The sequence below is a fragment of the Streptomyces sp. NPDC001904 genome, from assembly GCF_040297005.1.
Classification (GTDB): domain Bacteria; phylum Actinomycetota; class Actinomycetes; order Streptomycetales; family Streptomycetaceae; genus Streptomyces.
The window spans coordinates 1-20,779 of record NZ_JBEOYI010000019.1 but is presented as its reverse complement, the minus strand read 5'-3'; the positions used below and the strand labels follow the sequence as shown (position 1 = coordinate 20,779).

General features: G+C 72.6%; 22 protein-coding genes. 10 read left to right on the top strand and 12 right to left on the bottom strand.

The genetic code is table 11. The annotated features are described in order from the left end of the window. Window positions 1–43: 43 nt before the first annotated feature. Window positions 44–1,492 carry an MFS transporter gene (locus ABT127_RS26595; RefSeq protein ID WP_351454883.1) on the bottom strand — a complete coding sequence of 483 codons (1,449 nt, stop codon included), beginning with the start codon at window positions 1,490–1,492 and terminating at the stop codon, window positions 44–46. 189 nt (window positions 1,493–1,681) lie between these two features. Here ABT127_RS26595 and ABT127_RS26590 point away from each other — a divergent pair, with 189 nt between their 5' ends. Beyond that, the gene (locus ABT127_RS26590; protein WP_351455255.1) at window positions 1,682–2,329 is read left to right on the top strand and encodes a TetR/AcrR family transcriptional regulator; all 648 of its coding nucleotides are present in this window, start codon (window positions 1,682–1,684) and stop codon (window positions 2,327–2,329) included. On the opposite strand, the gene ABT127_RS26585 is transcribed toward ABT127_RS26590, so the two are convergent. After that, on the bottom strand, window positions 2,292–4,226 hold the full coding sequence (locus tag ABT127_RS26585) for a GAF domain-containing SpoIIE family protein phosphatase (RefSeq protein ID WP_351454880.1): 1,935 nt from the start codon (window positions 4,224–4,226) through the stop codon (window positions 2,292–2,294). The genes ABT127_RS26590 and ABT127_RS26585 overlap by 38 nt on opposite strands. Before the next feature lie 146 nt (window positions 4,227–4,372). Beyond that, window positions 4,373–4,798: an ATP-binding protein gene (locus ABT127_RS26580; RefSeq protein WP_351454877.1), complete on the bottom strand. Its 426-nt coding sequence runs from the start codon at window positions 4,796–4,798 to the stop codon at window positions 4,373–4,375. Between the two features lie 160 nt (window positions 4,799–4,958). On the opposite strand from ABT127_RS26580, the gene ABT127_RS26575 reads away from it, so the two are divergent. Both ABT127_RS26575 and ABT127_RS26570 read left to right on the top strand, forming a co-directional pair. After that, window positions 4,959–5,372 carry an ankyrin repeat domain-containing protein gene (locus ABT127_RS26575; protein ID WP_351454874.1) on the top strand — a complete coding sequence of 138 codons (414 nt, stop codon included), beginning with the start codon at window positions 4,959–4,961 and terminating at the stop codon, window positions 5,370–5,372. Then, window positions 5,369–6,754 carry an MFS transporter gene (locus ABT127_RS26570; RefSeq protein ID WP_351454871.1) on the top strand — a complete coding sequence of 462 codons (1,386 nt, stop codon included), beginning with the start codon at window positions 5,369–5,371 and terminating at the stop codon, window positions 6,752–6,754. The genes ABT127_RS26575 and ABT127_RS26570 overlap by 4 nt, the downstream gene beginning before the upstream one ends. 29 nt (window positions 6,755–6,783) lie before the next feature. On the opposite strand, the gene ABT127_RS26565 is transcribed toward ABT127_RS26570, so the two are convergent. The 3 genes from ABT127_RS26565 to ABT127_RS26555 all read right to left on the bottom strand — a co-directional run bounded on the left by ABT127_RS26565 (window position 6,784) and on the right by ABT127_RS26555 (window position 8,948). Then, a complete protein-coding gene (locus tag ABT127_RS26565) occupies window positions 6,784–7,710 on the bottom strand; it encodes a hypothetical protein (protein WP_351454868.1) in 927 nt (308 codons plus the stop codon). Window positions 7,711–7,939: 229 nt separating this feature from the next. Next, window positions 7,940–8,152: a DUF397 domain-containing protein gene (locus ABT127_RS26560; RefSeq protein ID WP_351454865.1), complete on the bottom strand. Its 213-nt coding sequence runs from the start codon at window positions 8,150–8,152 to the stop codon at window positions 7,940–7,942. Beyond that, on the bottom strand, window positions 8,127–8,948 hold the full coding sequence (locus tag ABT127_RS26555) for a helix-turn-helix domain-containing protein (RefSeq protein ID WP_351454863.1): 822 nt from the start codon (window positions 8,946–8,948) through the stop codon (window positions 8,127–8,129). The genes ABT127_RS26560 and ABT127_RS26555 overlap by 26 nt, the downstream gene beginning before the upstream one ends. Window positions 8,949–9,072: 124 nt before the next feature. Between ABT127_RS26555 and ABT127_RS26550 the strand changes: the two genes are divergently transcribed. The 4 genes from ABT127_RS26550 to ABT127_RS26535 all read left to right on the top strand — a co-directional run bounded on the left by ABT127_RS26550 (window position 9,073) and on the right by ABT127_RS26535 (window position 11,309). After that, a complete protein-coding gene (locus ABT127_RS26550) occupies window positions 9,073–9,288 on the top strand; it encodes a hypothetical protein (RefSeq protein WP_351454860.1) in 216 nt (71 codons plus the stop codon). Between the two features lie 53 nt (window positions 9,289–9,341). Next, window positions 9,342–9,491 carry a cytochrome c-type biogenesis protein gene (locus ABT127_RS26545; RefSeq protein ID WP_502971793.1) on the top strand — a complete coding sequence of 50 codons (150 nt, stop codon included), beginning with the start codon at window positions 9,342–9,344 and terminating at the stop codon, window positions 9,489–9,491. A 323-nt stretch (window positions 9,492–9,814) separates the two neighbouring features. After that, window positions 9,815–10,552: a GAF and ANTAR domain-containing protein gene (locus ABT127_RS26540; RefSeq protein WP_351454857.1), complete on the top strand. Its 738-nt coding sequence runs from the start codon at window positions 9,815–9,817 to the stop codon at window positions 10,550–10,552. 1 nt (window position 10,553) lies between these two features. Next, window positions 10,554–11,309, top strand: coding sequence for a GAF domain-containing protein (locus ABT127_RS26535; protein WP_351454854.1), 756 nt, complete (start codon window positions 10,554–10,556; stop codon window positions 11,307–11,309). Between the two features lie 5 nt (window positions 11,310–11,314). Here ABT127_RS26535 and ABT127_RS26530 read toward each other — a convergent pair whose 3' ends face one another. The 4 genes from ABT127_RS26530 to ABT127_RS26515 all read right to left on the bottom strand — a co-directional run bounded on the left by ABT127_RS26530 (window position 11,315) and on the right by ABT127_RS26515 (window position 15,607). Then, window positions 11,315–11,896, bottom strand: coding sequence for a CGNR zinc finger domain-containing protein (locus ABT127_RS26530; RefSeq protein ID WP_351454851.1), 582 nt, complete (start codon window positions 11,894–11,896; stop codon window positions 11,315–11,317). 127 nt (window positions 11,897–12,023) lie between these two features. Continuing rightward, on the bottom strand, window positions 12,024–13,538 hold the full coding sequence (locus tag ABT127_RS26525) for a PTS transporter subunit EIIC (protein ID WP_351454849.1): 1,515 nt from the start codon (window positions 13,536–13,538) through the stop codon (window positions 12,024–12,026). Window positions 13,539–13,585: 47 nt separating this feature from the next. Continuing rightward, complete coding sequence (gene murQ / locus ABT127_RS26520; protein ID WP_351454848.1) at window positions 13,586–14,533, bottom strand: N-acetylmuramic acid 6-phosphate etherase; 948 nt, start codon at window positions 14,531–14,533, stop codon at window positions 13,586–13,588. Window positions 14,534–14,677: 144 nt separating this feature from the next. Next, the gene (locus ABT127_RS26515; protein WP_351454846.1) at window positions 14,678–15,607 is read right to left on the bottom strand and encodes a MurR/RpiR family transcriptional regulator; all 930 of its coding nucleotides are present in this window, start codon (window positions 15,605–15,607) and stop codon (window positions 14,678–14,680) included. 104 nt (window positions 15,608–15,711) lie between these two features. Between ABT127_RS26515 and ABT127_RS26510 the strand changes: the two genes are divergently transcribed. Next, window positions 15,712–16,092: a DUF8819 family protein gene (locus ABT127_RS26510; protein WP_351454843.1), complete on the top strand. Its 381-nt coding sequence runs from the start codon at window positions 15,712–15,714 to the stop codon at window positions 16,090–16,092. After that, window positions 16,089–16,358 (top strand): DUF4031 domain-containing protein, encoded by a 270-nt coding sequence (locus ABT127_RS26505; RefSeq protein WP_111665378.1) that lies wholly within the window; start codon window positions 16,089–16,091, stop codon window positions 16,356–16,358. The genes ABT127_RS26510 and ABT127_RS26505 overlap by 4 nt, the downstream gene beginning before the upstream one ends. On the opposite strand, the gene ABT127_RS26500 is transcribed toward ABT127_RS26505, so the two are convergent. Continuing rightward, window positions 16,312–17,535 (bottom strand): Cmx/CmrA family chloramphenicol efflux MFS transporter, encoded by a 1,224-nt coding sequence (locus ABT127_RS26500; RefSeq protein WP_351455252.1) that lies wholly within the window; start codon window positions 17,533–17,535, stop codon window positions 16,312–16,314. The two genes, ABT127_RS26505 and ABT127_RS26500, sit on opposite strands and share 47 nt — an antisense overlap. 119 nt (window positions 17,536–17,654) lie before the next feature. Further along, window positions 17,655–18,290, bottom strand: a complete 636-nt coding sequence (locus ABT127_RS26495; RefSeq protein WP_351454839.1) for an HD domain-containing protein — start codon at window positions 18,288–18,290, stop codon at window positions 17,655–17,657. Window positions 18,291–18,572: 282 nt separating this feature from the next. On the opposite strand from ABT127_RS26495, the gene ABT127_RS26490 reads away from it, so the two are divergent. Then, complete coding sequence (locus ABT127_RS26490; protein WP_502971785.1) at window positions 18,573–20,618, top strand: HelD family protein; 2,046 nt, start codon at window positions 18,573–18,575, stop codon at window positions 20,616–20,618. Window positions 20,619–20,779: the final 161 nt, after the last annotated feature.

The following is a 20,779-nucleotide window of genomic DNA, read 5'->3' as shown; positions in this document are numbered from 1 at the left end:
GCCGCATGTCGAGCGGCTCCGCGCGCTGCACCGTCCTGCCTCGTCAGACCAGCTCTTCGGCCGGGGCCTCCTCGACGCTGTGGGAGTCGGTGAGGCTCGCGGCGCCGACGGCCGCGATCACACCGACCACGACGGCGAGCACGGCGTAGGTGATCCGCTCGCCGTGGAAGAAGGAGGCGACGAGGTCGCTGCTCCAGACGCCGCTGGGCAGGGTGGTGGTGACCAGGGCGGCGATCAGCGTGCCGACCATGGCGGTGCCGACGCTGGTGCCGACCTCCTGCGCGGTGTCGTTGAGCGCGGCGGCGATGGAGGTGCGGTTGGCGGGCATGGCGTCGACGAGCGCGACGGCGCAGATCGTCATGACGGTCCGCAGTCCCACGGTCATCAGGACCATGCAGGCGGCGATGACCGCGTAGCCGTGCTCGACGCCCCAGGACAGGCCCGCCAGGGAACCGGCCAGGCAGGCCGCGCCCACCAGGCACGCGATCCGGTGGCCGAAGCGGCGGCCGAGCCATTCGGACAGCGGGGTCGCGACGAGCATGGTGACGATGATCGGCAGGTTGGCGAGACCGGCCCGCACCGGGCTCCAGCCGTAGGCGTACTGGAAGTGCAGGATCAGCCCGAACATCACGCTGGCCATCGCGATCGAGGTGCCGATCTGGGCGAGGGCGGCGCCGCGCACGGTGCCGCTGCGGAACACGTTCAGGTCGAGCATCGGGGCGCTGGTGCGGCGCTCGCGGACGACGAAGGCGACGGCGGCGACGACGGCTCCGGCGATCGAGGCGAGGGTGGCCGCGGAGAGCCAGCCGTGCTCGACGCCGCTGGTCAGCGAGTAGCAGGCGAGGCCGATGGTGGCGACGCTCAGGACGGCGCCCGGCACGTCGAGGCGGTCCTTGGTCAGGTCCTCGGGGCGGTCGGCGGGGACGCCGAGCCGGACGCCGATGCAGGCGATCAGGGCGATCGGGGCGTTGACGACGAGCAGCCACTCCCAGCGCACGTGGGCCAGGGCGGTGCCGCCGAGCAGCGGGCCGAGGACGAAGCCGGACATGCCGACGACGATCATCACGGTCATGGCGCGCATGCGCAGCGCCTTGTCGTCGAAGAGCCGGAAGACCAGGGAGTTCGTGATCGGGGCCATGGCCGCGGCGGCGATGCCGAGCGCGGCGCGCAGGGCGATCAGCTGGCCGGCGGTGGTGACCCAGACGACGCACAGGCTGAGCGCGCCGAACACGGCGAGGCCGATCAGCAGCACTCTGCGGCGGCCGAGCCGGTCGGCCATGGAGCCCGCGGTGAGCAGCAGGCCGCCGAAGGTCAGGGAGTAGGCGCCGGTGACCCACTGCAGCGCGGTGGTCCCGCTGCCGAGGTCCCGGCCGATGGTGGGCAGCGCGATCGACAGCAGCGTGTTGTCGACCATCTCGACGAAGAAGGCCAGGCAGAGCGCTGCCAGGGGGATCCACGCCGCGCGCAGCGACGGATAAGTGCGAGTAGTCATGGCAGCGGTCCTTTCTGTCCCGTTTCCGAAGGAGGTATCGAACGCCGATCGGTCATCGAACCGCGTTCGATAAGCTACGATAGAACAGCGTTCGATAGAATGCAAAACCGAAGGTAGAAGTGAGGAGCCGACACCATGCCGCGCACGCAGAACCGCTCAGCCGGGGGACGCCGGCGGGCTTCGCACTCGATGGAGTCGGTGCTCGCCGAGACGGTGGCGCTGCTCGACGAGGCGGGGCCGTCGGCGCTGACGTTCCGGGCGCTCGCACAGCGGCTCGGCGGCGGTGTCGCCAGCATCTACTGGTACGTGGCGAGCAAGGACGAACTGCTCGACCGCGCCACGGACCACGTGATGGGCGCGATCCTCGCCGACATCGAGGCGCTGCCGGAGCAGGACGACCCGATCGACGCGCTGCGCGCGATGGCCCTGACGCTGTTCGACGCGATCGTGGAGCGCCCCTGGCTGGGCTCGTACTTCATGCGCAACACCGACATCCAGAACAACTCCCTGCGGCTGTGGGAGAAGCTGGGCCAGCAGTCCCTGCGCCTGGACCTCACCGCCCGCCAGCGCTTCCACGCCGTGTCGGCGGTCGTCGGTGTCGTCGTCGGTTCGGCCGTCGACCTGGGCCAGGAGCCGCCGGCGGAGGTCCTCGGCGGCGCCGTGAGCCGGGACGACTTCCTCGGCCGGTTCGTGGCCACCTGGCGGGAGCTGCCCGCCGACGAGTTCCCGTTCGTGCACGAGATCGCCGACGAGTTCGACGGCCACGACGACGTCGACCAGTTCCGCTCCGCGCTCGACCTCACGCTGGCGGGGCTGCGCCTCCAGGCCGGGGGCTGAGCGGGACCGCGGGCCCGGCGCCGGTGACGCGCAGGGCGAGCAGGGCGATGTCGTCGTGGGCGTCGGGTCCCGCGACGTGGTCGGCGAGCCGGTCGAGGAGGCCGGGGAGCGGGTCGTGGCGGTGGTCGGCGAGGAAGCGGCCGGCCTGGTCCGCGGCGGTGTCGATGTCGCCGCGCCGCTCCTCGACGAGCCCGTCGGTGTAGAGCAGCAGGAGGCTGCCCGGTGCCAGGCGCAGGGTGTGGTCGGCGCGGACGGCCCTGGCGGGCAGCCCGGGGAAGACGAGGGGCCCGTGGTGGTCCAGGCGGCGCACGGTGCCGTCGGGGCCGACGACGAGCGGGGCGGGGTGCCCGGCGTTGGTGTACGTGAGTTCCCAGGTGCCGGTGCCGGTGCCGGTGCCGGTGCCGGTGTCGGGGCAGGGGCGCAGGTGGGCGTGGACCAGGGTGCCGCTGACGTCGAGACCGAGGTGCTGGTTGGCGTGCTCGAAGGCGGTCACCGAGCGGGCCGGGCCCTGGTCGGCATGGTCCAGGTCGGCCTGGCGGAGCATGCTGCGGGCCTGCCCCATGAGGGTGGCGGCGCCCAGGTTGTGGCCGGTGATGTCACCGACCGAGACGGCCAGGGTGGCGCCCTCGGCGGGGTCCGCGTCCCCGGCGGCCGCGGGCAGGCGGTAGGCGTCGTACCAGTCGCCGCCCACCAGCTCGCCGTCGGACGCGGGGCGGTAGAGGGCGGCCAGCTCCAGTCCGGGGACGGCGGGCAGGTCGGTGAGCAGGGCTTCCTGCATCTGCCGTGCCGCCTCGATGCGGCTGTCGACGAACAGGGCGCGCTCGACGGCACGGGCGGTGTACCCGGCCAGGGAGGCGAGCAGGGCCTGTTCCACGATGTCGATCTCGTGCGCCTGGTCCCAGCCGAGCGTGAGGGTGCCCAGCGGGATGACGGTGCCCGGCAGGGGGACGCACACCGCGCTGCTCAGGCCCAGGCTCGTGAACGCCGCCACGGCGTCGGCACCGTAGTCGCGCGCCAGCTGGTCGATGTCGTGGATGGTGATCGTGCGGTTCTCGCGTGCGGCACGGGCCGTCGGCCAGGCGTCGCCGAGCCGGTAGTTCTCGAACCGCTCCTCCATCGGCGCACTGCCCGTGGCGTCGACCAGGCGGCGCAGCCGGTCGTCGCCGTCCACCAGGACCAGCCCCACGTACACCGGCTTCAGGTCGCTGGTGACCAGGTCGCGGATCTGCTGGCGCACCTCGGCCAGGCCGGTGGTGTCGGCGAGCGCGTCGGCGGCCCGCAGCAGCAGCTGCGAGCGTTCCAGGGCGATGCGCAGCCTGCCCGCCAGTTCGCCCGCCTCGGTGCGGGCGGCCTCGCGCTGGCGTGAGGCCACGCGCAGGCGCAGCTCCGCCGAGCAGGCCGCCGCCAGGTCCTCCAGGGCGCGCAGCTCGCGCTCCGTCCACCGGCGGGGGCGGTTGTCGATCGCGCACAGCGCGCCCAGCACCTGTCCGTCGGCCGTGGTCAGCGGCATGCCCGCGTACCCGTCGACGCCCAGGTCCTCGATGGCCGGGCTGTCCTGGGTACGGGGATCGGCGCGGGTGTCGTCGACGACGAACGGTGCCGCGTCGGCCACCACGTGGCGGCACAGCGAGTGCGACAGCGGGGTGCGCCGGGCCGTCGCCCACGGTTCGGCCAGGCCGATCATGCCGGGGAAGAACTGCCCCTCGTCGGTCACCATCGACACCAGGGCCACGGGGACGTTCAGCAGCTCGGCGACCAGCCGGGCGAAGCGGTCCATGCCCGCGTCCGCCGTCGCCGAGAGGCCGGTCTCGTGCACCGCGGCGACCCGCTCCGCACGGCGGTCCTCCGCCGGCTCCGCACCCGGTGCGTGCGACTCCGCCGCGCCCGAACCACTCACAGCCTCTCCCGAATACGTCGCGCTCGCAGGGCGCCAGAAGAGTTGACGCGCGGCAACAATAGTGCCTTCGGATGTGGCGTGGTCCGGCCGGTGTCCCGCCGCTGACACCCGTACGGGGCGATCTGTGCGAAACCTTCTCCGGCGGCTCAGGACGTGTGTGCGGGCAGGGCGAGCGTGGCGATCACCTGTTTGCCGGGACCCGTGGAGCGGACGGTGAGGGTGTCGGCGAGGAGGGCGACGATCTCCAGGCCGTGCTGCCCGATCCGGTGCGGGTCCGCCGCGTGCACCAGGGGCTGTGCCGGGCCGCTGTCCCCCACCTGGATCCGCAGGCCGGTGCCGTCGATGCGCAGTTCCAGCAGACCGGCGCCGGGGGCGTACTTGACGACGTTGGTGACGAGCTCGCTGACCACCAGCTGAGCGTTCTCCACCATCGCCTCGGGCACGGCCAGGTGGTACTCGTCGCGGGCCTCGACCAGGAACCGGCGGGCCGCGGCGCGCGCCTCGGATATGCAGCCGCTGTCGCCGTCGAGGGCGATCACGTGCGGGGCGGGACCGGGCCGGGCTGGTGGCATGCGTGGCCCCTCGGAACGGTGGCGGGTGGCTGGCGGGGGCGGTGGTGCGTACCGGGTACCCCGTAGACGCTACCCGCACCACGCGCACGCGGCTCGGTTCGTCCGCCGCGGAGGCAGGGCCCGGCCCGCGCCATTCGGCGATGCCCTAGATTCAGCGGCCATGAAGCAGCGCAGACGGAAGAAGCTCTCCCGCGATCTCTTCGGCGCGATCCTGTCGGGCGACGCCGTCCGGGCGCGGGCCGTGGTGCGCCGCGGGGTGGGTCCGCGGTGGCGGTTCGACGACGGCGCGACGCCGCTGTACCTCGCCGCCGTACAGGGCGAGGCGGAGGTGGCCGGGGTGCTCCTGGAGGCCGGGGCGGCGCCCGACACGGAGAGCGCGGGGCCCGGCTCGGAGGGCACGCCGCTCTGCGCGGCGGCGTGCTGGGGCCACACGGAGACGGTCCGCCGGCTCCTCGCCCACGGCGCCGATCCCGGACTCCGCGAGGACCGGGGCACGGGCAGGACGCCACTGGAATGGGCGGCGGCCGGTCCCCATGCCGAGACGGCCGAAGTGCTGCGGGAAGCGGGGGCATGACCGAGGAGTGCGCCCGCTGCGCCGGCGGCCGGTGCCGGTGCGGAGCGGGCGTCGTGACCGTGCACGCGGTGGGCTCCGCCAACTTCCGGCGCTTCTGGTTCGGCCAGACCCTCTCCCAGTTCGGCACCCGCATCGGCACGCTCGGCCTGTCCGTGACCGCGGTGGAGCTGCTCCACGCGGACAGCGGACAGGTCGGCATCCTCGCCGCCGCCTCGACGGTCTGCTATCTGCTGATCGGTCTGCCCGCGGGCGCCTGGGTGGACCGGATGCTCAAGCGCCGGACCATGATGGTCGCGGCCCTCGTACGCTCCCTGACGGTCCTCGCCGTCCCCGTCCTGTGGCTCGTCGGCGGGCTGCGGATCGAGGTGCTGTACGCCGTCGCGCTCGTCGTCGGCGTGGTGTCCGTGTTCTTCGACGTCGCCTACCAGTCGTACGTGCCGGTCCTGGTGCCCGACGACGACGTCCCCACCGCCAACGCCCGCCTGGAAGCCAGTGCCCAGGTGTCCACGCTCGGCGGTCCGGCCCTGGCGGGCCTCCTGATGCGGATCATCAGCGCTCCCGTGGTGCTGCTGGTCGACGCTCTCGCCTACCTCGTCAGCTTCCTGTGCCTCGCGGCGACCAGGGACGGCGAGCAGCGGACCGCTCCGGTGCCGCGGACCAGGGGCCGGCTCGCCGCGGACATCGCCGAGGGGCTGCGCTTCGTACGGGACCAGCCGGTGATCCGCCGGCTCGCCCTCGCCATGGGCGTCTCCAACTTCTTCGCCACCATGGTGGCGACGCTGGTGCCGATCCTCGTCATGCGCACCCTCGGATTCGACTCGTTCATGCTCGGCCTCGTCATGACCTGCGGTGCCGTCGGCGGTGTGCTCGGAGCGCTGCTCGCCCCGCGGGCCCGGCGGCGGTTCAGTGTCGGGGCGGTGATGTCCTGCGGTCTGCTGACGGCCGCCTTCTTCACCGTGTCCAGTCCGCTGGCGGCGTGGGTGGCCCCGCACAGCCGCTTCCTCGCGGGAGCGGTCCTGCTGGTCGGCGAGTTCGGCCTCACCGTCGGAGCGCTGCTCTTCAACGTGACCCAGGTGAGTCTGCGGCAGAGCCTGTGTCCCAAGCATCTCCTCGGGCGGATGAACGCCTCCATTCGCTTCGTGGTCTGGGGCAGCATGCCGCCGGCCTCGCTCCTCGCGGGCTGGCTCGGTTCGGCTCTGGGCGTGGTGCCGACGCTGTGGATCGGGGTGGTCGGCAGCGTGGCCACGGTGCTGCCGATCCTCACCGTCGACCGGCTCGTGCCCGCGCCCGCGACCCCGTCGCAGGCCGCAGCTTCTGGACGAAGGAGTTCGCCTCCGGCTCGCCCAGCCGGGCCAGGAGTTCCGTTCTCTGATCCGGGGTGACGGCGATCCACAGCGATGTGCCGGTGGCGTCACTGTCCCACGGGCCAGGGTTTCCTGTGTGTTCCGCGCGGGTCGTACGGGGCCCGGCTGCGGGGCGGGACGGTCGGGGTCTCCGCGCGCATCGCCGTGCGGATCTGTGCCGCCCGGGTGTGCACCGCGTCGGCCGTGAGGGTGGGCGGGAGCGCGGGGTTCGCCGGCGGGCGGGTCGTGCCCCGGCACATCCCGCAGCGGCCCGCCCTGATGCCCTCCGGGCGGCCCGGGTCGCCGCACGTCGCGCACTCCACCACGCGCAGCGGCGGGCGTGGTGCCGGTTCCGGCGGGAGTTTGCCGGTCAGGCGGCTGCGCACCAGTGCCGCCGGGCTGTGGACGGGAGTCGGCAGGCCCGTCGTCAGGGCGTGGACGATCGCCGATTCGTCGGCGCCCCTCGCGAACCAGGCTTCCGTCAGCGGGCTCAGCTCCGTGCACTCCCTCGCCGACAGCGCCAGCGTCGGCGCCGTCCGGCCCAGCGCCGCCAGCAGGATGAACGCCCTGCTGCGGGTGGGGCCCTGTGCCCGCGGGGGTTCGTCGTCCGGCACGTCGCCGCGCAGGAACTTCGTCCACCATCCGTCGTCCCGCGCCGTCCGCGAGAACCACGTCCGCGTCACCCAGCGCGCGCTCCCCGAGCCCACCACGTGCTCCCTGCCGCGCCGCAGGTGGCCCGCCGCCTGGAGGTTGTTCAGGGCTGTGCGCATGGCCTGCTGGCCGTACGGGAGACAGGACGCGAGCAGCTTCACCGAGATGTCGGCGCCGTCGTGCAGCCGGTCGATGAAGGCGGCGATGTGCGCTTCGCGGGGCGGGAGGTGGGTGAAGTCGGCGTTCGTGCGCGGGGCTTGGTCCGGCGCGGAGCGTTTGCCGTAGCCGGGGCTGGCGGCGGGATGCGCCGGAATGCGTGCAGCACTAGAGTAGGCGTCAGCCATGGATCGACCTCTGATTCGATCTCGATGGATAGGCCCTCGTTCGGTGTTGGCGCACCGGCGGGGGCCGTTCGTTATTCGGGGACGTTAGACGGCCGTCACCCTGCGTGGCAAGTCGGCCCCGGAAAGTCGCCGAGCTGCCAACTCGCCGGGTGGGAGGGTGGGTTGAGACCCACCCCCCGATCCGTAGAAGCACGGCTCGGTGCTCGGGGCTTGAGCTTCGGGCGGGTGGTCAGACGGTGCGGCGCAGGTCGTCGACGAACGCCGACCAGGCTGCCGCCCGGAGCACGAGCTTCGGGCCGTCGGGGTTCTTCGAGTCGCGGACCGGGACCAGCCCGGGGTGGTCGTGGCTGACTTCGAGACATTCGCCGCCGCTACCGCCGCTGTAGCTGGACTTGTGCCAAGCGGCCGAGGTCAGGTCAGGCTCCGGAAGCGTGATCTTCATGCGCGTAATCCTCCGCCACTGATGAGATCAGGGCCAGGGATTGCTTGGGGGTGAGTGCGTCGGCCCTGAGCAGATCGTAGGACAGCTGATGGCGGGAGACTGTGCCGGGATCGTCCATCAACTGCCCGGTTCCGGACGCGTCTACGAAGGACAGCGGGGGCGCGTCCTTGAAGTACATGAGCTTGAGCGGCCCGTCGAGGCAGGCGTGTGCCCCTGCGGAGAACGGCACCACCTGGACGATCACTCGCCGCCTTCTTGCCATGGTGGCCACGTACCGCAGTGCCTCGGCCATGACCGTCCGGCCTCCGACCGGGCGGCGCAGTGCTGCCTCGTCCAGAACCTCCCACAACAAGGGCGTTGTTGGATCGTCGAGGAGGCGCATGCGCTCCATTCGGGCGGCCACCAGCTTGTCGATGACCTCCTCCGGGGCTGTGGGCTGGTACGCCAGAAAGACCGCACGTGCGTAAGCCGGTGTCTGGAGAAGCCCGGGGATCAGCAACGGCTCGTACTGCCGGATCTCCATCGCGAGTGTTTCCGCCTCGGCCGCTTCCGCGAAGTGGGCCGGATGCTTGGACTCGTTCGCCTTCGTGCAGTGCCGCACGAAGAACCCCCCAGTACTCAGGGCGTCGTCCAACCGCTGCGCCATGTCCGGCAGGATCCGCCGCGTCCCCGCCTCCATCTGCCCCACGTACGAACCGCTCACGAACAGCAGCTCGCCGAGGGCCTGCTGGGTCAGGTCGGCCCGCTCCCGGGCGTGCCGGAGTTCTTCGCCGACGAGGTCCTTCGGTCCGGACATGCGCATCAACTCCCGCTGGCAGCAATGCCCTTTGTTGGGCCGTCGCTCTGGAAAGCGTAGAGCCGATGCGGTCACGCTGGGTGAGGAATCCGGAACACTCGGTGCGAGAAGGGTGCTGGTCGGCATGGTCGTGCGGGACGCGGAGCGGTTGAGGGCGGTCGAGGAGGCCATCGCGCAACTCAGGGCGGAACTCCTGGCGTTGGGGGTGCTGCTGCCGTCGCTGCGGGTGGATCCGGTGTCGGCGGCGGGGGAGTCGCCGTATCCGCTGGTGGATCTGGGGTGCGTGAACCTGGACACGGCGATGCGGCTGACGGCCGTACTGCACGAGGTGCGTCGGTGAGCGTGATCGGGGAGTACGTGGTCGACGTGCGGGACGGGCGGGTCGGCCAGGTGATGGCGACCGAAGGCGGATGCGTGCAGCTGAGGCCGCCGGGCGGGGGAGTCGAGTGGGACTGCCCGCCGGAGTCCGTGGCGCCCGCGCCGGTGTCGGAGGAGCTGCGGGCACGGGTGCGGGAGGTCAACCGGGAGGGGCGGCTGCCCTAGGCCGCTCCGGGACGCCGCCCTTTGGGGCGGGTGCGGGGTGCGGGGCGGCTCGGGCTGCTGTCCCGCAACTCCTGCGGGATTCGGCCGAATCGGTGGCTGGACAAGGGCTCCGGGGTGGTGGATCGGGACTACGCTGGGTTGCGTACCGTGAGTTGCCTGGCCGGGTGGATCCGGTTGCAGGGGCGGCTCGGATGGTTGATCAGGATTCGAGGCGATTGCCGGAGCGTTCCGTCAGCGGGCACGACGCGGCTGCTTTCAGCCGAGCCCCTTTGAACGGTGGCCTCTTCGTGCGAGTGGGGGAGGCGACGGAACGGACCTCTGCGATGTCTGCCGCACCACGTGATCTTCTTCTTGCCCGAGCCGTGCTCGACCTGGCCTCCCGCCCCGACGGGCTCGACCCGCTGGAACTGCTGCACGACCTGACCGACTACGCCGTACGCCTCGCCCGGGTGCAGTCGGCCGGTGTCACCGTCCTCGACGAGACCGGCCACGTCGACTACCTGACCGCGTCCGACACGGTGTGCGCCCGCCTGGAAGAGGCGCAACTCGACCTGGACGAAGGCCCCTGCGTGGACAGCGCGCGCACCGGCAGTGTCCTCCGGCCCGTCCTGCTGCACCCGGCCGACGCCGCCTTCGAGCGCTGGCCACGGTTCACCCCGTGGGCGCTGGCCGCGGGGTACAGCAGCGTCGCCGCCGTGCCGCTGCGGATCCGGGAGGACAGCCTGGGCTCCCTGAACCTGTTGCAGACGGGCGCCCGCACCATCTCCTCCGTGGACCTGCACAGCGCCCAGTTGCTGGCCGACGCCGCCGGTTCCCGGCTGAACCACCAGCAGACCCTGCTGGACAGGGACGAGGTCATCACCCAGCTGACCAGCGCCCTGGAGTCGCGCATCGTGATCGAGCAGGCGAAAGGCATGATGGCCGCGCGGCTCGGCATCGACGTCGACGACGCCTTCAGGAGAATGCGCGCGCTCGCCCGCTCCCGGCAGCAGAAACTCATCGACCTGGCCCGCCAGATCACGCAGGGGAGCATCCCCGCCGACGCCGACAGGACGCCCTGAGATGTTCGGTGACACAGGAGACACCGGCGCCCGCGGTGTCCCTCCTCCCGACGACGTGCTGGCCGGTCTGCTGGCCCGCGCGCACCGAGCGGTCCGCGCCGGGGACGGACCGGCCCGCGCCCTGCCCCCCGACACCGTCGGCCTGTTCGGGCTCGACGCACTCACGCTGAGCGCCCTCACCCGGGACGGCCGGCCCGAACTGCTCTGGGCGGACCCGCCGCGTGGTCTGGGCGTCGAGCTCGACGCGTTGCAGTACGCCATCGGCGACGGCCCCGTCTGGCAGGCCGCCCACGAGGGCCGGACCGTGAACGAGGCGGACCTGGACACCGTCGACACGGCCCGCTGGCCGCTGTTCCTGCCCGTCGTCGTCGACGCGCGGGCCCGGGCCCGCGCGGTCGTGGCCCTCCCCCTGAACATCGGGAGCGCCACCATCGGAGTCCTCACCGGCTACCGCGTCACCCCCGGCCCGCTCACCCCCGACCGGCTCGCGTCCCTGCACCATCTGGCGCGGATCCTGCTGCTCGCACTGGTCACCCAGCTCGCCGTCCCGGCCGACGGCACCACGGCGGAGGGCGGCCTGCGCGTGCACCATGCCGAGGTCCACCAGGCCACCGGCTACCTCGCGAGCGCACTCGACATCCCGCTGAGCCAGGCCCTGCTGCGGCTGCGCGCGCACGCCGCCGGTGACGGACCGATCACCGAGCTCGCCCGCGCCTTCCTCACCCACCGGCTGTCGCCCGACACCCTCCAGCGGTGAACCGCCTACACGTCCGGTGTCCTGCGCGCCCGGTACCCGGCCATCTTGGAGCGTGCCCCGCACACGTCCATCGAGCACCAGCGGCGGCGGCCCGGCCGGCTGATGTCGACGAAGAGCAGGGTGCAGTCCGGGGCGGCGCACTCGCGGATGCGATGACTGTGGCGGCCCGTGAGCAGGTCGACGCCGTCGCGGGCGATCAGGGTCAGGAGATCGCCGGTGAGGTGGAGTTGAGGGCGCAGCAGAGCCGGGGCGTCGTCCGCCGTCGTGGTGAGGCGGGGGCCCGGCAGGGACCGTGCCGACCAGGTGCTGATGGTGTCGAGATCGTCCTGGGCGGGCTTCGCCGCGTGCAGGAACGTCCGGTGCAGGGCCTCGCGCAACTGGTGGGCCTGGGCGAGCGCCCGGGGGGTCGCGTCGGGGAGCGGGGCGTCCGACAGGCGTGCGGCGCGGGACCAGCGGGAGAGATCGGCGGGGGTGCGCAGTTGTTCCACGGTGTCCGGGACGTGGCCGGTGAGGGTGGCCGTGAAGTCGACCGAGATCCGACCGCCGTACCAGCGGAAGGCGTGGGGGTCGGTGCGCGTGTCCACCATGCCCGGCACGCTAGCAGTCTTCGCCCGCGGCCCTGGGTCGTTCGCCGGGTGCGGGCCGGTGGCCGCTTCCCGCGCAGTTCCCCGCGCCCCTGAGGCGAGTTGCGCTCGCCCAGGGGCGCGGAGGGGCTCAGCTCCGGTGTGCGGCTGCCGTCAGGGACTCCGGGGTGTCCGGCACCGCCGGGGTCACAGGGGACTCGCCCGCGTCGACGTCGGCGTTCAGGTCCAGGAGCATCTGCTTGCTGAAGCCGAAGAAGTACGTGGCGACGAAGCCGACGACGTAGCCGATCAGCAGGCCGCCGCCGTACACCAGCGCCGTGGTGCCCCAGCCGTGGTTGCCGTCGAGCAGCGGGAACAGCGCCCAGCCGGACGGGCCGATCGCCGTCGAGCCGACCTTGTCGCCCAGCATCGAGAACAGGCCGACGAACGCGCCGCCCGCCGCACCGCCGACGCACGCCGTGATGAACGGACGGCCCAGCGGCAGCGAGACACCGTAGATGAGCGGTTCGCCCACGCCCAGGAAGCCCGCGGGGAGCGCCGACTTGATCGTGTTGCGGATCGACCTGTTGTGCTTGAGCCGCTTGAACACCGCGATCGCACAGCCGACCTGGCCCGCGCCCGCCATCGCCAGGATGGGGAGCAGGACCGTGTAGCCCTGCTGCTCGATGAGGGTGGTGTGGATCGGGATGAGGGCCTGGTGCAGGCCGAGCATGACCAGCGGGAGGAACAGTCCGCCGAGGACGAGGCCCGCGAAGGCGCCGGTGTTGTCCAGCAGCCAGTTCGCCGCCGTACCGATACCGGTGGAGATCTCACCGGCCACGTACATCAGGCCGAAGATGGTGACCAGGCCGGAGACCAGGACCGTGACGGTCGGCGTGACGAGGACGTCCACCGCCTCCGGGACCCACTTGCGGCACCACTTCTCCACGTACACCGCGAGGACCGCCGCGCCGAGCGCGCCGAGCACACCGCCCTGGCCGGGGGAGAGCTTCTGGCCGAACGCCTCGATGTTGGCGACGCCCGCGTACACGATGATCGCCGCGACCGCGCCGCCCAGGATCGGGGTGCCGCCGAACTCCTTCGCCGTGTTGTAGCCGACGAACACCGCGATCAGCGACATGAAGCCGGAGGCGATGGCCGCGAGGGCGGGGGTGACGGAGGGCAGCCACTCCAGGTTGATCAGCAGGCCGTTGATGCCCGCGACGATGCCGCAGCCGATCAGGGCCGGGATCAGCGGCACGAAGATGTTGGCGATCCTGCGGAGGAAGAGCTTGAACGGGGTGGCGTTCTTCTCCTTCCGCGCCGCCCTCAACTCCGCTCCCTGCGCCGCCAGTTCCTCGGCGGTCGCCGGGTGCGGAGCCGCCGCCTTCGCCGGAGCGGCCGCACGGCCCTCCTCGACGAGCGCCTCGAACTCGGGCGTCACCCGGGCGACCTTCCCCGGGCCGAGGACGATCTGGTACGTCTCGTCCTCGACCACGCCCATGACGTCGGGCAGCGCCTTCAGCGCCTCGTCCTGGACCAGCGAACGGTCGGCCAGCCCCAGCCGGAGCCGGGTCATGCAGTGGACTACCGAGGTGACGTTCTCCGGCCCGCCGACGAGCGGGAGGATCGAGGCCGCCACGTCGCGGTTCTTGTTCTCAGCCATGGTGCGTGCTGCCTTGCTGTGCGGGTGGTGCTGGGGGTGTACGGGGGTCAGGGGGTGGCGGTCGGGGCCGCGGCGAGTGCGGCGCGCAGGTGGCCGTCCGAGTCGGCCAGCAGGCGGGCGGCCGTGGGGCCGTCGACCTCGCCGAGGACGACGAGGATCGCGTTCTTCACCTCGCCGTCGGTCGCGGCGAGCGCGGCCTCGATGACGGAGTCCTCGGCGCCGGTGGCGAGGGAGACGATGCGGCGGGAGCGGGCCCGCAGCTTCTCGTTCGACGCGCGGACGTCGACCATGAGGTTTCCGTACGTCTTGCCGAGCCGGATCATGGTGATCGTCGACAGCATGTTCAGGACGAGCTTCTGCGCCGTGCCCGCCTTCAGCCGGGTCGAGCCGGTGAGCAGCTCGGGGCCGACGACGACCTCGATGCCGTGGTCCGCGGCCGCCGCCAGGGCGCTGTCCGCGTTGCAGGACAGGCCGATGGTCAGCGCGCCGTACGTCTTCCTCGCGTGCTCGACGGCGCCGATCGCGTACGGGGTGCGGCCCGAGGCCGAGATGCCGACCACGACGTCGTTCTCCGTCAGGTTCAGCGCGGCCAGGTCCTCGGCGGCCAGGTCCTTGGAGTCCTCGGCGCCCTCGACCGCGGTGACCATCGCGGAGGGGCCGCCCGCGATCAGGCCGATCACCTCGGAGGGGTCGGTGTTGAAGGTGGGCGGGCACTCGGAGGCGTCCAGCACACCGAGGCGGCCGGCCGTGCCCGCGCCCGCGTAGATCAGGCGGCCGCCGCGGGCCATGCGGGCGGCGGTGCCGTCGATCGCCGCCGCGATCCGGGGGAGCTGGGCCGCCACGGCGCCGGGGACCGTGGCGTCCTCGCCGTTCATGATCATGGCGATCTCGTGGGTGGGGAGCTGGTCGATCTCGGCGAGTTCCGGGCGGAAGGCCTCTGTGGTGAGGGTGGCCAGCTGGGCGCGGAGTTCGGTGTACGTGGCGTCGGTGGACATCGTCGTCTCGGGGGCTTTCTGTGCGGGTGGGGTGGCGTCTGCCTGGTGCTGGTTACGTCGTCGGCTGCCGGCCGGTGGGGCTTCTCGCGCAGTTCCCCGCGCCCCTGAGGCATGCGCTGCGCGCAGCCTCCCCTGGGCCGCGCCTCATGACCGGGTTCCCCGCGGAGTGGCGCGATGGCGGTGGGCCAGGGCCTCGTAGGAGGCGGAGAGGGCCGGGGCGGCGGTCTCGTAGTTGCGCTGGGCGACCCCCACGAAGAGGCAGTCGACCACCAGGAGCTGGCTGGTCCGGGACGACATGGCCGCGGGACGCAGCTCGCTCTCGCGGGCGATCGACGTGGTGAGGATGTGGTCCGCGTACTGGGAGACCGGCGCGTCCGGACGGCCCGTGATGGCGATCGTCGTGGCTCCGTGCTCGAAGGCCACGCGCAGCGGCTCGATGACGTCGCTGGTGGCGCCGGAGTGCGTGATGGCGACGGCGACGTCCCCGGAGCGCAGGCTGACGGCGTTGGTCACCGCCAGGTGCGGGTCCGAGTGCGCGTACGCGACGTGACCGATGCGGAGCAGCTTCTGCGCCAGGTCCTGGGCGACGAGCCCGGACGCGGCCATGCCGTAGATCTCGACGCGCGGCGCCGCCGCGAGCGCGCCCACGGCGGCGCCCAGCTGCACGGTGTCGAGCCCGGCGGCGGTGTCGGCGAGGGTCTGCTGCTCGTCGTAGGCCAGCTTGGCGACCACGTCGGCGATCGGGTCGTCGACCGCGATGTCGGCGGTGACGGCGGGCGCCCGGCCCGACTGCTGCTGGGCGGCGAGCCCGGCGAGGGCCAGGCGCAGGTCGCGGTAGCCGGGGTAGCCGAGGAGGCGGGCGGTGCGGACCACCGTCGCCTCGCTCGTGCCGGTGAGCTCGGCGAGGCCGGTGACGGTCAGGGCGGCGCAGCCGGCGGGGTCACCGGCGACCGCCTCCGCGACCCGCTGCATGGACCGCGTCATCGACGGAGCCAGCGTCCGCACCTTCGCCGCGAGGGCGGCCGGGGCGGGCGGCGCGTCGTTCGCGAAACTTTCCTTCACGTCATTGCTCACATCATGAAAGATATTTTCGCGACGGGTAGGGGTCAAGAGTCGAACGACCGGGACCTGCGTCACATCCGCGCCGCGCGGAACACGGCTCGCGGGACAATGGGGGGATGAACACCATCAGCCCCCTGGAACAGGCACTGCACGCGGCCCGCGCACTGATCCTCGCGGACCTGAAGGCCGTCGACGTCGCCGACGCGGACGTGGTCTCGCTCGTCGAGGAGTCGATCACGCAGCGCCGCTGGTGGGTGGAGCAGTGGCCGGAGGGCGTCGAGTTCGTCACCGGTCTCGTGGCGCAGGACGTGCAGGACGGCATCCTGGAGCGGCACGGGCGCTGGCCGGTGTGCCCGGTGTGCGGACCCGGCTCGGGCACGGACGGCCCGCACGCGCTCGACGTCGAGCCGGAGCTGGGCGCCGACCCGCACTGGGTGTGCTCGGAGGCCGGGGTGGTCGTGGCGCCGGTCGGCTCCCTGGGAGCCGTGGCCGGGTGACCGTCTACATCGACCCGCCGACCTGGCCCGGCCACGGCCGCCTCTGGTCCCACCTCGTGAGCGACGTGTCCTTCGACGAACTGCACGTGTTCGCCGGGCGGTTGGGGGTGCCGGAGCGGGCCTTCGAGCGCGACCACTACGACATCCCGGCGCACCGCTACGAGGACGCGGTGCGGGCCGGGGCCGTGACGATCGGCTCGAAGGAACTGGTGCGCAGGCTCACGGACGCCGGGCTGCGGCGTCCGAAGGGACGGCCTGCGGCGTAGCCGCGCTGCCGGTGACGACCCGGGACGGCGCGGTGCGCCGGTGCAGCCGCAGCGACACCGCCGTCAGGCCCAGGGCGAGCACCGTCATCGCGCCGCCCGCCCAGGCGACCGCCGGATAGCCGAGACCGGCGTCGATGACCGTACCGCCGAGCCAGGGGCCGCCCGTGTTGCCGAGGTTGAAGGCCGCCGTCGTGGTGGCGCCCGCCAGGGTGGGGGCCGCTCCCGCCACGTTGAACATCCGGGCGTTGAGCGCCGGAGCCGTGTAGAACGCGGACAGGCCGAGCAGGAACGCCAGGGCCACCGCCGCGACCTCCAGGTGCCCGAGCAGGGCCAGCGCGGCCAGGAAGACGGTGGACAGCGCGGTGCCGGTCAGCAGCACCCCGAAGAGGTGCGCGTCCGCGACCCGGCCGCCGACCGTCGTGCCGACCAGCGCGCCGACGCCGAACAGCGCGAGCACCGCCGGGACCCAGCTCTCGTCCAGGCCCGCGACGTCCGTCAGGAACGGGGACAGATAGCTGAACGCGCAGAAGACACCGCCCGCCGCCAGCGCCGTCACCGCGATCGACAGCCACACCTGCCGGTCCGCGTAGATCGACAACTCGCGCTTCAGGCGGGGGCGTTCGGCCGGGCGCGGGATGTGCGGGACGAGCGTGACGATGCCGACCAGCGCGATCGCCGAGGCCGCGCCGACCGCCCAGAACGCGGAGCGCCAGCCGAGCCCGTCCCCCAGGAAGGCACCGGCCGGGACGCCCAGCACGTTCGCGATCGACAGGCCGCCGATCATCACCGCCATCGCGCGGGCCCGCTGGTTCACCGGCACCATCGCGATGGCGACGGCCGCGCCGACCGCCCAGAATCCGGCGCAGGCCAGCGCGGAGACCACGCGGGAGGCGAAGAGGATCCCGTACGAGGGGGCGAGGGCGCCCGCGACCTGGCCCAGGCCGAAGGTCGTGATCAGGGCGATGAGGGTGGTGCGGCGGGGCAGGCGCAGGGTCGCCACCGCCAGCAGCGGGGCGCCCACCACCATGCCGATCGCGAACGCCGAGATCAGCAGGCCCGCCTGCGGGATCGTGACGTCCATGTCGTCGGCGACGGCGGGCAGCAGCCCGGAGAGCATGAACTCGCTCGTGCCCAGGGCGAAGACGCTCAGGCCGAGTATGTAGACGGCCAGGGGCATGGTGGTGCGGGTCGTATTCGGCGGCATGTCAGGGGCAACCGGGGGCGGAGGGGACGGCATTCCCGGTTGCCCGGTTCTGATCGACCGCCGCTCCCCGCCGCGGGCCGCTGCCCGCACTCCTATCGGGGCGCCAGCAGGCGCAGTTCCGTCGTCAGGTTGTCCCGGGCCGGGGATTCCCAGTGCCTTTTTCCGTACGGGGTTCTGAACAGGGCGGGCAGGTCGAGGAGCTGGCGCAGGATCGCCGCCCGGCCCTCCCTGAACGCCTCGTCGGGGACGAACGCGTACTCCTCGCGGACCGCTCGCGTGTACGCCGCGTAGGCCGCCGGGTCCGCCGCCAGGATCGCCAGGTCGGCGTCGCACAGGGTCTCGCCGTCGGGGTCGCCGTCGGCCGGGTCGTGGGTGACCGTGAGGCGCACGAGGCGGGCCACGTCGGTGACCTGGGAGCGGGGCAGTCCGGCTTCGGTGAGGGCCCGCTCCGCGAGGGCCGCCGACCGTTCCTCGTTCTCGGAGCGGTCCGGGCGGTAGACCGCGTCGTGGAACCAGGCCGCCAGACGCACCGTGTCGGGGTTCGCCGCGTGCCGCTCCAGGACGTCGATGTGGTCGAGGACGGCGGTGAGGTGGGTCCGGGTGTGGTAGCGCCGGTGGGGTTCCGCCCAGCGGGTGAGCAGGTTGTCGGCGTACGGGTACGGGTCCGTCCCGGGGTTCTCCGTCGCCGCCAGCAACACCCGCACAAATCGCTCACGCAACTCGGTCATGGGGTGACCTTAGCTCCGGTGGCCGGGCGCGCCACCGTCGCGCCCCTGGGCGAGCGGAGCTCGCTTCAGGGGCGCGGGGAACTGCGCGAGAAGCGGCCACCGGGCCGCGGACGAAGGACCAGCCCGACAGAGAAGCGCGGGCCAGAAATGTGTTGGCACCGGAGCGGAGCGGTCACGTACACTCGCCCGTCCTGCCCGCCTCCCCTCACCGGAGCGCGCCACCGTCCGGTCGGAAACCGGCGGCCCGTTTCGTCGTCGTACCGTGAGCCGGAGGCAGTACCCGTGAGTCAGTCAGCGTCGCCGCTCGACCGTGAGCGTGCGCACCTCTCCTCGTCCCGCGCGGCCCTGCGCGCCATGCGCGAGGACGCCGAGGCCCTCGACATCCGCGACGTCACCGCGAACTGGGTGAACGCCGAGGTGCTCCAGCGCCAGATCGAGGAGCGGATCAAGGCACTCGCCGACCTGAGCCACACCCCGCTCTTCTTCGGCCGCCTCGACTACCTGCACGCCCCCGGTGCCGAGCAGGCCGAGGGCGCGGAGGGGGAGCAGTTCTACATCGGGCGGCGCCACGTGCACGACGCCGAGGGCGACCCGATGGTCATCGACTGGCGCGCGCCGGTCTCGCAGCCGTTCTACCGGGCCTCGAAGAAGGACCCGATGGACGTCGCGCTGCGCCGCAGGTTCGGTTACACGGGCGGGGAGCTGACCGCCTACGAGGACGAGAACCTGACCGACCCTGCCGAGGCCGAGCAGACCAGCAAGCTGCTCCAGCAGGAGATCGAGCGCCCGCGCGTCGGCCCGATGCGCGACATCGTGGCCACCATTCAGCCCGAGCAGGACGAGATCGTCAGGAGCGGGCTCGCGGGTTCGGTGTGCGTGCAGGGCGGGCCCGGCACCGGAAAGACCGCCGTCGGCCTGCACCGCGTCGCGTACCTCCTCTACGCGCACCGCGAGCGGCTCGCCCGCACCGGCACCCTCGTCATCGGGCCGAACCGGTCCTTCCTCCACTACATCGAGCAAGTGCTGCCCGCGCTGGGCGAGTTGGAGGTCAAGCAGGCGACCGTCGACGACCTCGTCGCCGGGCCCGTGGAGGTGCGCGGCGCCGACGAGGCACCCGCCGCGCTGATCAAGGGCGACGCCCGCATGGCGGAGGTGCTGCGGCGGGCGCTGCGCTCGCACATCACGCTGCCGAGCGAGGGCATCGTGGTGGTGCGCGGGTCCCGGCGGTGGCGGGTTCCCTCGTACGAGATCGAGGAGATCGTCCGGGAGCTGATGGGCCGCGACATGCGGTACGGGGCCGCGCGCGAAGCGCTGCCCCAGCGGATCGCGCACGCCGTGCTCGTCCAGATGGAGCGGGCGGGGGAGGCCCCGGACGACCGGGTGCAGAACGCCGTCGCGCGCAACACCGCCGTCAAGGCCGCCGTCAAGGAGATCTGGCCGCCCGTCGACCCCGCCAAGCTGGTGCTGCGGCTGCTGTCCGACGCCGACTTCCTCGCCGAGCACGCCGACGGGCTGCTCGACGACCACGAGCAGAAGACCGTGCTCTGGGCCAAGCCGGCGCGCAGCGTCAAGACCGTCAAGTGGTCCGGCGCCGACGCCGTGCTGATCGACGAGGCCACCGATCTCGTCGAGCGGACGCACTCGCTCGGGCACGTCGTGCTCGACGAGGCTCAGGACCTCTCCCCGATGCAGTACCGGGCCGTCGGGCGGCGCGCCTCGACCGGGTCCGTGACCGTGCTCGGCGACCTCGCGCAGGGGACCACTCCGTGGGCCACGCAGAGCTGGGGCGAGGCGCTGGGGCACCTGGGCAAGCCGGATGCCGTGGTGGAGGAGCTGACGGCCGGTTTCCGTGTGCCGACCGACGTCATCACGTACGCCTCCCGGCTCCTTCCGCACATCGCGCCCGGGCTCGCTCCGGTGGCGTCGGTGCGTGAGAATCCCGGGGTGTTCGAGGTGCGGGGGATCTCGGGGGACGCCGAGGTGGTCGCCGCCTGCCGGGAGGCGCTGGAGTACGAGGGGTCGGTCGGGCTGATCGCCGCCGATGCGCGGTGTGCGGTGCTGGGGGAGTTGCTGACCGAGGCGGGGGTGGTGTTTCTCGCGCCGGGTGAGGAGACCACGGCCGAGGCGCGGTTGACGTTGGTGCCGGCGTCGTTGGCCAAGGGGCTCGAGTACGACTACGTGGTCCTTGACGAGCCGGCTGCCGTGGTGAGCGGTGAGCCCGATGAGCGCACCGGGCTGCGCCGCCTGTACGTCGCTCTGACCCGGGCCGTCTCGGGCCTGGTCGTCGTCCACACCGGGCCCCTGCCGGGCGAACTGTCCCTGAGCTGAGGCTCCCTGCTGTTGGGTTGTTCGTCGGGCGCGCCCCGGTGGCCGCTTCTCGCGCAGTTCCCCGCGCCCCTGACAGGCCTGCGGCCTTCAGGGGAGGCTGCGCGCAGCGCATGCCTCAGGGGCGCGGGGGCCGCGGTAGGCGGCCACCCGGCGCGGCAGCG

Excerpts from the sequence above, each read along its gene's own strand:
- ABT127_RS26535 (WP_351454854.1), top strand. The coding sequence starts at position 10,554 with ATGTTCGGTGACACAGGAGACACCGGCGCCCGCGGTGTCCCTCCTCCC.
- ABT127_RS26540 (WP_351454857.1), top strand. The coding sequence starts at position 9,815 with ATGTCTGCCGCACCACGTGATCTTCTTCTTGCCCGAGCCGTGCTCGAC.
- murQ (WP_351454848.1), bottom strand. The coding sequence starts at position 14,533 with ATGTCCACCGACGCCACGTACACCGAACTCCGCGCCCAGCTGGCCACC.
- ABT127_RS26550 (WP_351454860.1), top strand. The coding sequence starts at position 9,073 with ATGGTCGTGCGGGACGCGGAGCGGTTGAGGGCGGTCGAGGAGGCCATC.
- ABT127_RS26555 (WP_351454863.1), bottom strand. The coding sequence starts at position 8,948 with ATGTCCGGACCGAAGGACCTCGTCGGCGAAGAACTCCGGCACGCCCGG.
- ABT127_RS26495 (WP_351454839.1), bottom strand. The coding sequence starts at position 18,290 with ATGACCGAGTTGCGTGAGCGATTTGTGCGGGTGTTGCTGGCGGCGACG.
- ABT127_RS26570 (WP_351454871.1), top strand. The coding sequence starts at position 5,369 with ATGACCGAGGAGTGCGCCCGCTGCGCCGGCGGCCGGTGCCGGTGCGGA.
- ABT127_RS26560 (WP_351454865.1), bottom strand. The coding sequence starts at position 8,152 with ATGAAGATCACGCTTCCGGAGCCTGACCTGACCTCGGCCGCTTGGCAC.
- ABT127_RS26530 (WP_351454851.1), bottom strand. The coding sequence starts at position 11,896 with ATGGTGGACACGCGCACCGACCCCCACGCCTTCCGCTGGTACGGCGGT.
- ABT127_RS26575 (WP_351454874.1), top strand. The coding sequence starts at position 4,959 with ATGAAGCAGCGCAGACGGAAGAAGCTCTCCCGCGATCTCTTCGGCGCG.
- ABT127_RS26595 (WP_351454883.1), bottom strand. The coding sequence starts at position 1,492 with ATGACTACTCGCACTTATCCGTCGCTGCGCGCGGCGTGGATCCCCCTG.
- ABT127_RS26510 (WP_351454843.1), top strand. The coding sequence starts at position 15,712 with ATGAACACCATCAGCCCCCTGGAACAGGCACTGCACGCGGCCCGCGCA.
- ABT127_RS26580 (WP_351454877.1), bottom strand. The coding sequence starts at position 4,798 with ATGCCACCAGCCCGGCCCGGTCCCGCCCCGCACGTGATCGCCCTCGAC.
- ABT127_RS26500 (WP_351455252.1), bottom strand. The coding sequence starts at position 17,535 with ATGCCCCTGGCCGTCTACATACTCGGCCTGAGCGTCTTCGCCCTGGGC.
- ABT127_RS26565 (WP_351454868.1), bottom strand. The coding sequence starts at position 7,710 with ATGGCTGACGCCTACTCTAGTGCTGCACGCATTCCGGCGCATCCCGCC.
- ABT127_RS26590 (WP_351455255.1), top strand. The coding sequence starts at position 1,682 with ATGGAGTCGGTGCTCGCCGAGACGGTGGCGCTGCTCGACGAGGCGGGG.
- ABT127_RS26545 (WP_502971793.1), top strand. The coding sequence starts at position 9,342 with ATGGCGACCGAAGGCGGATGCGTGCAGCTGAGGCCGCCGGGCGGGGGA.
- ABT127_RS26525 (WP_351454849.1), bottom strand. The coding sequence starts at position 13,538 with ATGGCTGAGAACAAGAACCGCGACGTGGCGGCCTCGATCCTCCCGCTC.